This is a genomic window from Falsirhodobacter sp. alg1, from assembly GCF_000739715.2.
Lineage (GTDB): Bacteria > Pseudomonadota > Alphaproteobacteria > Rhodobacterales > Rhodobacteraceae > Falsirhodobacter.
Window position 1 is genome coordinate 362,106 of the sequence record NZ_BBJC02000002.1, and the last position, 11,971, is coordinate 374,076.

At 57.7% G+C, this 11,971-nt stretch carries 10 protein-coding genes; 6 read left to right on the plus strand and 4 right to left on the minus strand.

Translation table 11 applies throughout. The features are described 5' to 3' along the window. Position 1 precedes the first annotated feature (1 nt). The 5 genes from metH to nrdF all read left to right on the plus strand — a co-directional run bounded on the left by metH (position 2) and on the right by nrdF (position 7,998). The gene (gene metH / locus TR36_RS05925) at positions 2–3,745 is read left to right on the plus strand and encodes a methionine synthase (RefSeq protein WP_202814369.1); all 3,744 of its coding nucleotides are present in this window, start codon (positions 2–4) and stop codon (positions 3,743–3,745) included. Between the two features lie 361 nt (positions 3,746–4,106). After that, positions 4,107–4,328 (plus strand): glutaredoxin-like protein NrdH, encoded by a 222-nt coding sequence (gene nrdH / locus TR36_RS05930; RefSeq protein ID WP_045389213.1) that lies wholly within the window; start codon positions 4,107–4,109, stop codon positions 4,326–4,328. A gap of 3 nt (positions 4,329–4,331) precedes the next feature. Beyond that, positions 4,332–4,733: a class Ib ribonucleoside-diphosphate reductase assembly flavoprotein NrdI gene (gene nrdI / locus TR36_RS05935; RefSeq protein ID WP_045389210.1), complete on the plus strand. Its 402-nt coding sequence runs from the start codon at positions 4,332–4,334 to the stop codon at positions 4,731–4,733. After that, a complete protein-coding gene (gene nrdE / locus TR36_RS05940; RefSeq protein ID WP_062762660.1) occupies positions 4,703–6,850 on the plus strand; it encodes a class 1b ribonucleoside-diphosphate reductase subunit alpha in 2,148 nt (715 codons plus the stop codon). Before nrdI ends, nrdE begins: the two co-directional genes overlap by 31 nt. A 170-nt stretch (positions 6,851–7,020) precedes the next feature. Next, positions 7,021–7,998, plus strand: a complete 978-nt coding sequence (nrdF, locus tag TR36_RS05945; RefSeq protein WP_045389207.1) for a class 1b ribonucleoside-diphosphate reductase subunit beta — start codon at positions 7,021–7,023, stop codon at positions 7,996–7,998. Positions 7,999–8,029: 31 nt separating this feature from the next. Here the strand turns inward: nrdF and TR36_RS05950 are convergent, their stop codons facing one another. The 4 genes from TR36_RS05950 to rpsF all read right to left on the minus strand — a co-directional run bounded on the left by TR36_RS05950 (position 8,030) and on the right by rpsF (position 10,459). Further along, positions 8,030–9,010: a YihY/virulence factor BrkB family protein gene (locus tag TR36_RS05950; protein ID WP_052362539.1), complete on the minus strand. Its 981-nt coding sequence runs from the start codon at positions 9,008–9,010 to the stop codon at positions 8,030–8,032. A 233-nt stretch (positions 9,011–9,243) separates the two neighbouring features. Then, complete coding sequence (rplI, locus tag TR36_RS05955) at positions 9,244–9,819, minus strand: 50S ribosomal protein L9 (RefSeq protein ID WP_062762663.1); 576 nt, start codon at positions 9,817–9,819, stop codon at positions 9,244–9,246. A gap of 10 nt (positions 9,820–9,829) precedes the next feature. Further along, positions 9,830–10,057: a 30S ribosomal protein S18 gene (rpsR, locus tag TR36_RS05960; RefSeq protein WP_045389202.1), complete on the minus strand. Its 228-nt coding sequence runs from the start codon at positions 10,055–10,057 to the stop codon at positions 9,830–9,832. Between the two features lie 18 nt (positions 10,058–10,075). Next, a complete protein-coding gene (gene rpsF, locus TR36_RS05965) occupies positions 10,076–10,459 on the minus strand; it encodes a 30S ribosomal protein S6 (protein ID WP_045389199.1) in 384 nt (127 codons plus the stop codon). A gap of 199 nt (positions 10,460–10,658) precedes the next feature. Here rpsF and purB point away from each other — a divergent pair, with 199 nt between their 5' ends. Beyond that, positions 10,659–11,960, plus strand: a complete 1,302-nt coding sequence (purB, locus tag TR36_RS05970; protein WP_045389963.1) for an adenylosuccinate lyase — start codon at positions 10,659–10,661, stop codon at positions 11,958–11,960. Positions 11,961–11,971 lie beyond the last annotated feature (11 nt).

Genomic DNA, 11,971 nt, shown 5'->3' on the forward strand with positions numbered 1-11,971 from the left:
GATGCCCAGCCCGATCCGTTCCGAAGTTTTTGCCCGTTTGGAAGCCGCCGCCCGCGAGCGTATCCTGATCCTTGACGGGGCTATGGGCACGCAGATCCAGGATCTGGGTTTCGGAGAAGAACATTTCACCGGCCATGGCGGCTGCGGTTGCCATCACCATTCCGAACATCCCCAGCAGGGCAACAACGATCTGCTGATCCTGACCCAGCCCGAGGCGATTGAGGAAATCCACTATCGCTATGCGAAGGCCGGCGCAGATATCGTTGAAACAAATACGTTTTCTTCCACCACCATCGCGCAGGCCGACTATGGCATGGAAGCGGCTGTTCATGATCTGAACGTAGAGGGTGCGCGGATCGTGCGCCGCGCTCTGGATCGCGCCACCGCCGAAGACGGACGGCCGCGGTTCGTGGCAGGCGCACTTGGACCGACCAACCGGACCGCCTCCATAAGCCCTGATGTGAACAACCCCGGTTACCGCGCTGTTTCCTTTGATGATTTGCGGATCGCCTATGCCCAGCAGATCCATGGTTTGATGGAGGGTGGCGCCGACATCATCCTGATCGAGACGATCTTTGACACGCTGAACGCCAAGGCCGCTATTTTCGCCTGCGAAGAGGTGTTTATCGAACGGAATCTGCGCCTTCCGGTCATGATTTCGGGTACGATCACAGATCTGTCGGGCCGGACACTTTCGGGCCAGACGCCGACTGCGTTCTGGAACTCGGTCCGCCACGCAAATCCGTTCACCATCGGGCTGAACTGTGCGCTAGGCGCTGCGGCAATGCGCGAGCATCTGGCCGAAATTTCGGGCGTGGCGGATACGTTCACCTGTGCCTATCCGAACGCTGGCCTGCCCAATGAAATGGGCCAGTACGACGAATCGCCGGAATCGATGGCCGCACAAATCGAAGATTTTGCCCGTGACGGACTGCTGAACGTCGTTGGCGGCTGCTGTGGCTCTACCCCGGATCATATTCGTGCCATTGCCGAGGTCGTGGCGAAATACCCCCCGCGCGCCATTCCGGAACTGGAACCGCTGATGCGCCTGTCGGGGCTGGAACCGTTCGCGCTGACCAAAGACATTCCCTTCGTCAACGTCGGAGAGAGAACGAACGTCACCGGTTCTGCCCGTTTCCGCAAGCTGATCACCAACGGGGATTATGCAACCGCGCTGGAAGTGGCGCGGGATCAGGTGGAGAATGGCGCCCAGATCATCGACATCAACATGGACGAAGGCCTGATTGATTCCAAACAGGCCATGATCGAATACCTGAACCTGATTGCCGCCGAGCCGGACATCGCCCGCGTTCCCGTCATGATCGACAGCTCGAAGTGGGAGGTGATCGAGGCCGGTCTGAAGTGTGTCCAGGGTAAACCGATCGTCAACTCTATCAGCATGAAAGAGGGGGAAGAGCAGTTCCTGCATCAGGCTCGCCTGTGCCGCGCCTATGGTGCTGCTGTCGTGGTGATGGCGTTCGACGAAGTGGGTCAGGCCGATACCGAAGACCGCAAGGTGGAGATCTGCACCCGCGCCTACAAACTGCTGACCGAGGAAGTCGGCTTTCCGCCCGAAGACATCATTTTCGACCCCAACGTCTTCGCCGTGGCGACCGGCATCGAAGAGCATGACAATTACGGCGTGGATTTCATCAATGCCACGCGGCGGATCATCGAAACCCTGCCCCATGTGCATGTTTCGGGCGGTGTTTCGAACCTGTCGTTCTCTTTCCGCGGGAACGAGCCCGTGCGCGAGGCGATGCATGCGGTCTTCCTGTATCATGCGATTCAGGTCGGCATGGACATGGGCATCGTGAATGCCGGGCAGCTGGCGGTATATTCGGAAATCGACGCGGATCTTCGCGAAGCCTGTGAGGATGTGGTCCAGAACCGCCGCACGGATTCGACGGAACGGATGCTGGAGATTGCCGAACGCTATCGCGGGACCGGGGCCAAGGAGGCCAAGGAGCGGGATCTGCGCTGGCGTGAATGGCCCGTCGAAAAGCGGCTGGAGCATGCGCTGGTCAACGGCATTACCGAATTCATCGATGCCGATACCGAAGAAGCGCGGCAGTCCGCAGCCCGCCCGCTGCATGTGATCGAAGGGCCGTTGATGGCCGGCATGAACGTGGTGGGCGATCTGTTCGGATCGGGCAAGATGTTCCTGCCGCAGGTGGTCAAATCCGCGCGGGTGATGAAACAGGCCGTGGCGGTTCTGCTTCCCTACATGGAAGAGGAAAAGCGCCTCAATGGCGGAGAGGGTCGCCAATCCGCGGGCAAGATCCTGATGGCAACGGTGAAGGGCGATGTGCATGACATCGGCAAGAACATCGTTGGCGTCGTTCTGGCCTGCAACAATTACGAGATCGTCGATCTGGGCGTGATGGTTCCGGCCACCAAGATTCTGGAAACGGCCAAGGCCGAGGGATGCGATATCATCGGGCTGTCGGGCCTTATCACCCCCTCGCTGGACGAAATGGTGCATGTTGCCAATGAAATGGAGCGGGCCGGCTTCGACATTCCCCTGCTGATCGGCGGTGCGACCACCAGCCGCGTGCATACGGCCGTAAAGATCCATCCCCGCTATGAACGCGGTCAGGCGATCTATGTCACCGACGCCAGCCGCGCGGTGGGCGTGGTGGGGGCACTTCTGTCCGAATCGCAAAAACCGGAATACATCGCCGCGATCCGTGAGGAATATGCAAAGGTTGCCGAAAACCATGCGCGGGCGGAACGCGAGAAGAAACGTCTGCCCCTTTCATCGGCCCGTGCAAACGCGTTGAAGGTGGACTGGACGGGGTACGAGGTTGCGAAGCCCTCGTTTCTTGGCCTGCGCCATTGGGAAGACTGGGATCTGGCAGAGCTTGCCCGCTATATCGACTGGACCCCGTTCTTCCAGACATGGGAGTTGAAAGGCGTCTATCCGAAAATTCTGGATGACCCGAAACAGGGTGAGGCTGCGCGCGCGCTGTTTGCCGATGCCAAGGCCATGCTGGACCGTATCATTGCCGAAAAATGGTTCCGCCCTGCCGCTGTGGTCGGCTTCTGGCCCGCGAACGCTGTGGGCGATGACATCCGCCTGTGGAAGGACGATACCCGCCAAGAGGAACTGGACACCCTGCACACCCTGCGTCAGCAGGTTTCAAAGCGTGACGGACGGCCCAATGTGGCCATGTCCGACTTTGTAGCCCCCGAGGGCGTGGTGGATTACGTGGGCGGCTTCGTCGTCACCTCTGGCGCCGAAGAGGTCGCGATTGCCAAGAACTACGAGGATGCGGGCGACGATTATTCCGCGATTCTGGTGAAGGCGCTGGCCGACCGCTTTGCCGAGGCCTTTGCCGAGCGGATGCATGAATATGTCCGCAAGGAACTGTGGGGATATGCCCCGGACGAAACCTATGAACCGCATGAATTGATCGGAGAGCCCTATCGCGGGCTGCGGCCTGCCCCGGGCTATCCGGCGCAGCCCGACCATACGGAAAAGACAACGCTGTTCCGCCTGCTGGAGGCCGAAGCCCGTACGGGCGTGCATCTGACCGAGTCGCTTGCGATGTGGCCCGGATCGTCCGTTTCGGGAATATATCTCGGTTCCCCGGACAGCTATTACTTCGGTGTGGCAAAAGTGGAACGGGACCAGGTCGAGGATTACGCCGCGCGCAAAAAAATGAGCGTGGAAGAAACCGAACGCTGGCTGGCGCCAATTCTCAATTATATTCCGGCACCTGTCAGCGAACCTGCAGAATAACCCTGAGCTTATCCACAGAAGCGCCCCCCGGAAATATCCCCCGGCCCCTCGGAAGTTTTTCCGGGGGGCTTTACAAGCGGCCCGATCTCCCGAAAAACACGGCCTTGCCTGGGCACTAGATGGTTGATCTCTGCAAAACACAGCGCTACATATAGAGGCGAAGCAGCCATACATACGCTACTTGTGGGGTTGACGCCGGAAAACTGCCGAAAAACAACGGCCAAGACCCTCCTGAACCGACTGCTGTTTGCCATAAGGCAGATGTGGGGGTTTCCGGGGTGAAAATGACAACGGGCCTTGCCCGGTGACCGGTCAGATATGGCCGATGCCGGAGGGGTTCAGACGAATTGGGATAAACGCGATGACCGTGACCGTATACAGCAAACCCGCCTGCGTGCAGTGCACAGCAACCTACCGTGCGCTGGACAGCAAGGGCATTTCCTACAGCGTCATTGATCTGTCCGAAGATGCGGATGCGCTGGCCCGCGTGACCGAGCTTGGTTATCGTCAGGTGCCTGTCGTCGTGGCCGGATCCGACCATTGGGCGGGCTTTCGCCCTGACAAGATCGGCGCTCTGGCGTGACGCATGTCAGGGCTGATATACTTTAGCTCTGCCACCAATAATACGCAGCGATTTGTGGAACGGCTAGGTTTGCCAGCCACACGGATCGTAAAGAACACGGTCGCGACGGTCCCTTATGTGCTGATCGTGCCCAGTTATTCCGATGGTGAAGGGCGCGGCGCAGTTGCCAAGCCTGTGATCCATTTCCTGAACGACCCGTCTAATCGGGCCCTGATCCGTGGCGTCATAGGCACGGGTAACCTCAATTTCGGAATATATTTCGCCCAAGCAGGCAAGATCATTGCCGCAAAATGTCAGGTCCCGTTGCTCTACAAGTTCGAGCTTTCGGGGACCGATGTTGACGTGGCCCGTGTGCGACAAGGATTGGATAAGTTTTGGACACAGCAACGCTCGATCGCCCCGTAGAACAGCCGTCGCTCGACTATCATGCGTTGAACGCGATGCTGAACCTCTATGATGCTGAGGGAAACATCCGTTTTGACGCAGACCGCAAGGCTGCCAAGGAATACTTCCTTCAGCACGTGAACCAGAACACAGTGTTCTTCCATTCGCTGGAGGAGAAGCTGGGGTATCTGGTCCGCGAGGGCTATTACGAGATCGAGGTGCTGGACCAGTATTCCCGCCCTTTCATTCGCGGTATCTGGGATGCGGCCTATGCCCACAAGTTCCGTTTTCCGACGTTCCTGGGCGCGTTCAAATACTACACCAGCTACACACTGAAGACGAAGGACGGCAAACGCTATCTGGAGCGTTATGAGGACCGCGTCTGCATGCTGGCCCTGACGCTGGCCAATGGTGACGAAGATCTGGCCATGCGGATGATGCATGAGGTCATGGATGGCCGCTTCCAGCCCGCTACCCCCACCTTCCTGAACGCGGGCAAGAAACAGCGCGGAGAATTGATCTCCTGCTTCCTGCTGCGGCTGGAAGACAACATGGAATCCATCGGCCGGTCGATCAACTCGGCGCTGCAACTGTCCAAGCGTGGCGGTGGCGTTGCCCTGATGCTGACCAACCTGCGCGAGGCCGGTGCGCCGATCAAGGGGATCGAGAACCAGTCCTCGGGCGTGATTCCGGTGATGAAACTCCTGGAAGACAGCTTCAGCTATGCCAACCAGCTGGGGGCGCGTCAGGGCGCCGGCGCGGTCTATCTGAACTGCCACCACCCCGACATCCTGAAATTCCTTGATACCAAGCGCGAGAATGCGGACGAGAAGATCCGCATCAAGACCCTGTCCCTGGGTGTGGTGATTCCGGACATCACCTTTGAGCTGGCGAAAAAGAACGAGGATATGTACCTCTTCTCGCCGCATGACATCCAGAAGGTCTATGGCGTTCCCTTCTCCGAAATCTCGGTCACCGAGAAGTACCGCGAGATGGTGGACAACCCGCGCATCAAGAAAAAGAAGATCAAGGCACGCGACTTTTTCCAGATCATTGCCGAGATCCAGTTCGAGAGCGGCTATCCCTATATCATGTACGAGGATACCGTGAACCGCGCCAACCCGGTTGCGGGCCGGATCACAATGTCGAACCTCTGCTCCGAGATCCTGCAGGTGAATGAGGCATCGGAATTCAACGATGACCTGTCCTACAAACATCTGGGCACGGATATTTCGTGCAATCTCGGTTCGCTGAACATTGCCAAGACGATGGATGGCCCGGATCTGGGCGCCACGGTTGAAATTGCCGTGCGTGCGCTGACGGCCGTTTCCGTCATGTCGGCAATCAACTCGGTGCCTTCGATCCGCCGCGGGAATGACGAATCCCATGCCATCGGTCTGGGTCAGATGAACCTGCACGGGTTCCTGGCGCGGGAGCGTATCCAATACGGCAGCCCCGAAGGCATCGATTTCACGCGCGTCTATTTTGCGGCAATCGCCTATCACGCGATCCGCGCCTCCAACATGCTGGCGGTTGAACGCAACGAGAGCTTCAAGGGCTTCGAGAACTCCAAATACGCGAGTGGTGAGTTCTTTGACAAATATACCGAACAGGACTGGCTGCCTGAGACCGACGGCGTAACCGCATTGTTCGAAAAATTTGGTATCGATCTGCCAACCCGTGAGGATTGGGCAGAATTGAAGACCAAGGTCATGGCAACCGGTTTGTACAACCGGAACCTGCAGGCCGTACCGCCGACCGGATCGATCAGCTACATCAACAACTCGACATCCTCGATCCACCCGATCGTATCAAAGATCGAGATCCGCAAGGAAGGCAAGATCGGCCGCGTCTATTATCCCGCGCCGTTCATGTCGAACGATAATCTTGAATACTATCAGGATGCCTATGAAATCGGGCCGGACAAGATCATCGATACCTATGCGGCCGCGACCGAGCATGTGGATCAGGGCCTGTCGCTGACGCTGTTCTTCAAGGATACGGCAACGACACGCGACATCAACCGTGCCCAGATCTACGCGTGGAAAAAGGGCATCAAGACGATTTATTACATCCGTCTGCGCCAATTGGCGCTGGAAGGAACCGAGGTTCAGGGCTGCGTAAGCTGCTCTTTGTAATTAAAAATCATCTTTATCAATACATCTGGCAACATAACGTTGCCAGATATCTAATGCGATCAAGTCATTGAAATGACTATGATTTATCCGATTGAAACATTGATATTATTGCTTGCTGAAGTATATAATTTCGCGATAAACGCGGTTAAACTTATGTAAGCGAGATCACGATGAACGTTCAAGCAACCGTCCGCCGTCCGGTCACACGCGCCATCAACTGGAACCGGATTCAGGATGAAACCGATCTGACGGTCTGGAACCGTTTGACGTCAAATTTCTGGCTGCCGGAAAAAGTGCCGTTGTCGAACGATATTCCCAGCTGGCAGACGCTGACGGCGCATGAACGGCAGCTGACGATCCGCGTGTTCACCGGGCTGACCATGCTGGACACGGTTCAGGCCTCGGTTGGGGCTGTGGCGATGATGCCCGATGTCCAGAGCCAGCATGAAGAAGCGGTTCTGACGAACATCGCCTTCATGGAATCGGTTCATGCGCGCAGCTATTCCTCCATCTTTTCCACGCTGTGCAGCACGCAGGAAATCGACGAGGCCTTTCGCTGGTCCGAAGAGAACGTGCACCTGCAGAAAAAGGCCAATCTGATCCTGAACGAATATCAGGCCAATGACCCGCTGCGCCGGAAGGTGGCAAGCGTATTCCTTGAGTCCTTCATGTTCTATTCGGGCTTCTATTTGCCGATGCACTGGTCCAGCCGCGCCAAGCTGACCAATACGGCAGACCTGATCCGCCTGATCATCCGCGATGAAGCCGTTCATGGGTATTATGTCGGCTACAAGCTGCAACGGGCGCTAGAGAAGGTTTCGGAAACCGAGCGTCAGGCCGTGAAAGATTTTGCCTTCTCGTTGATGTTCGAACTCTATGAAGTGGAAGAAGCCTATACCGAAGAGCTGTATGACGGCGTCGGGCTGACCGAGGATGTGAAGAAGTTTCTTCATTACAATGCCAACAAGGCGCTGATGAATCTGGGGTATGAGCCCTTGTTCCCGGCGACTGCGACCGATGTTAACCCTGCCATTCTGGCCGCACTTTCGCCGAACTCGGACGAGAACCACGACTTCTTTTCCGGATCCGGCTCATCCTATGTCATCGGCAAGGCCGTGGCGACCGAGGATGAAGACTGGGATTTTTGATATGGAAAGGGCCGCATGAAGCGGCCCTTTTTTATTTTGCGACCAGATCCGCAGCACGGGCGTTGCGATCGCCCATCGGCTTCGGTTTACCGGTGGTGCTGTCATGATTGGTCTGCATCTCTGCCTCGGAATTGATCTCGGCACCGACCAACACAATGACTGACGACAGCCAGAGCCACATCAACAGGCCCATCAGGGCGCCGAGTGATCCGTAGGTTTCGTTGAAATTGGCGAAGTTGCCCGCGTAAAGCGAGAACGCCATCGAAAACAGGATCAACGCAATGGATGCAAAAATCGCGCCGGGGCTGATCCAGCGCCAGCGGGCCGCATCGCGGCTGGGGCCGAAACGGTACAGACAGGCCAAGGATACCAACATCACAATGAATATGACGGGCCAGCGGATCAGCAAGGCGGCCACGAAATCATTTCCGGTCCGGATCGAGAGGAATGACAGGACAGCAGGTAGAACGGCAACTGCCCCGATCATGACAAGGATCAGCGCCACCCCGCCGAACATCATGACAAGCGACACAAGATTCAGGAAAATGAAGGAACGTTTTTCCCGTTCGTTATAGGCAACGTTCAACGCCTCGATCATCGCCTTCACGCCACCATTCGCAGACCAGATGGCCACAAGCAGCGAAAAAATGGAGGCAAAGGTCATCGTCGTGGAATTGGTGGATGCAATGCGGACCACCTGGTCATTCACCACGCCAAGCGCATCGGGTGGAAGCATTTCCCCCAGCAGGCTCAGATGCTCGGCAACCGTCTCACGGTTTGCGAACAGGCCATAGATCGACACGAATGCGGTTATGGCCGGCACGAACGCCAGCAGAAGAAAGAATGTCACCCCTGCGGCCACTGCCAGCACCCGATCCTCGAACACCGCCTTGAACGAGCGTTGGAGGATCTGCATCCAGCCGCGACGGGGAATTTGTATGGGCGACTGCGCGTTGCGCCCAACAGGCGGTTGTGTTTCAGGCACCGGATCCTGCGCCAGGTCTCGATCCATTCGTCTCTCCTCGGATTGGGCAGAGGATGCTGCTGTAACTGCGGGACGAAGCAGTGACAGAAGTGCGGTGCCCAACAAAAGGGCCGCCCAAGAACGCAATCCTCTTTTGTACATGCCGCCCCCTATTTCACGATACCATGATCAACACCTTATGCCGCATCCCGTTCCCGCAAAACGAAAAAACCGCACCCCCCGTGGGGGGATGCGGCATTTGAACCACAATGATCGCAGGATCAGTTGTCGTCGTCGTCCTGGGCTGCGCCCATTTCGTCGAACAGTTCGGAGATCTCGAACTCGGCTGCAGCTTCTTCTTCTGCGGCCAGTTCCTGGATCGATTTGCCCGATGCCTGAAGCTCTGCTTCTTCTTTCGAACGTGCAACGTTGATCGTTACTTTGACCGAAACCTCGGGGTGCAGAACGATCGTTACCGGGTGCAGGCCCAGATCCTTGATCGGACGATCAAGAACAACCAGATTGCGATCAACGGTAAAGCCGGCTTCGGTTGCAGCTTCGGCAACGTCACGTGTCGTGACCGAACCGTAAAGTGCGCCCGAATCCGAAGCCGAACGGATCACGATGAACTGCTGTCCATCGAGCTTCTGTCCGACAACTTCCGCTTCTTTGCGGGTTTCGAGGTTTTCGGTTTCCAGCTGTGCCTTGCGTGCTTCGAACGACTTGATGTTCATGTCGTTGGCGCGCAGTGCCTTGCCTTGCGGCAGCAGGAAGTTCCGTGCGTAGCCGTCCTTGACGGATACGACTTCGCCCATTTGGCCCAGTTTGGCCACGCGTTGGAGCAGGATAACTTTCATCGGTCTACCCTCACTTCACTGCGTAGGGCAGCAGCGCCAGAAAGCGTGCGCGCTTGATCGCGATGGCCAGCTTGCGCTGGTTCTTGGCCGAAACGGCCGTGATACGCGACGGAACGATCTTGCCACGCTCGGAGATGTAGCGCTGCAGGGTGCGTGTGTCTTTGTAGTCGATCGCAGGAGCGTTGTCGCCCCCGAACGGATCAACCTTGCGACGACGGAAAAACGGTTTGTTCGCCATGGGTCAGTTCCTTTCAGATCAACGACGGAAGCCGCCGCGGTCACCACCGCGATCGCGGTCGCCCCGGCTCTCACGCTCGTCACGCTTTTGCATCTGGACGGACGGGCCATCCTCGTGGGCATCGACCTTGATGGTCAGAATGCGCATGACATCGTCATGCAAGCGCATCAGGCGCTCCATTTCCTGAACGGCGGCCGACGGCGCGTCCGTTTTCAGGAAGGCATAGTGCCCCTTGCGGTTCTTGTTGATCTTGTAGGCCATCGTCTTGACGCCCCAATACTCGCTCTCGACGACTTTGCCGCCGTTGTCTGCAAGTACCGTGGTGAAATGTTCGACCAGACCTTCGGCCTGCGCGCTGGAAAGATCCTGACGCGAAATAAAGACATGCTCGTAAAGCGGCATGTTCACTCCTGTTCAAGCGCATTTCATAGGACGGGTTTGCGCCTTTCCACGCCCGTCCACGAGAGGCTGCGCCGGTTTCGTGATTGCGGAAAGGATGGGGCCTTATACAGAACATGCCGCGTAACGCAACGGGAAAACCTTGCCCTTCACGGTTCTGGCACGTATGAAAACCGCGTCCAAGGATGCGAAAGGCCTGCCGATGATCCCCCGTTATTCCCGCCCCGACATGGTTGCCATCTGGTCACCCGAGACGAAGTTCCGCATCTGGTACGAGATCGAGGCACATGCCTGCGATGCGCAGGCCGATCTGGGCGTCATCCCGCGCGCCAATGCCGAGGCCGTATGGCGCGCCAAGGATGTGGAGTTCGACGTGGCCCGCATCGACGAGATCGAAGCCGTCACCAAACATGACGTCATCGCCTTTCTGACCCATCTGGCCGAACATGTCGGCTCCGAGGATGCGCGCTTCATCCATCAGGGCATGACCAGTTCCGATGTGCTGGACACGACGCTCAATGTCCAGCTGGTGCGCGCCTCCGATCTTTTGCTGGCCGGCATGGACCGTGTACTTGCGGCGCTGAAGGCCCGCGCGATGGAACACAAGGACACGGTCCGTATCGGCCGCAGCCATGGCATTCACGCCGAGCCTACGACGATGGGCCTGACCTTCGCGCGTTTCTATGCCGAAATGGCACGTGGCAAAAAGCGGCTGGAAGCTGCCCGTGAGGAAATCCGCACCGGCGCCATTTCCGGCGCTGTCGGCACGTTCGCAAATATCGACCCCGCTGTCGAAGAGCATGTCTGCGAGAAGATGGGCCTGTTGCCCGAGACGATCAGCACACAGGTCATTCCACGTGATCGCCATGCAATGTTCTTTGCCACCCTGGGCGTCATCGCCAGCAGCATGGAAAACATCGCCACCGAGGTGCGCCACATGCAGCGGACCGAGGTTCTGGAAGCCGAGGAGTTCTTCTCTCCGGGGCAGAAGGGTTCGTCCGCGATGCCCCACAAACGCAACCCGGTCCTGACCGAGAACCTGACCGGCCTCGCCCGTCTGGTCCGGATGTCGGTGATCCCGGCGCTGGAAAACGTGACCCTGTGGCACGAGCGGGACATCAGCCATTCCTCGGTTGAACGGGCGATTGGCCCCGATACCACCATCACGCTGGATTTCGCCCTGCACCGTCTGGCCGGGATGATCGAGAAACTGGTCATCTACCCCGAGAACATGCTGGCGAACATGAACAAGTTCCGCGGTCTGGTCATGAGCCAGCGCGTGCTATTGGCGTTGACGCAGGCCGGTGTGTCGCGTGAGGACAGCTACCGTCTGGTCCAGCGGAATGCCATGAAGGTTTGGGAAAAGGGTGCGGACTTCAAAACCGAACTGCTGGCCGACGCCGAGGTGACTGCGGCACTCTCCCCTGCCGAGGTCGAGGAGAAATTCGATCTGGGCTATCACACCAAGCATGTGGACACGATTTTCAAACGTGTTTTCGGCTAACCCCGCATTAA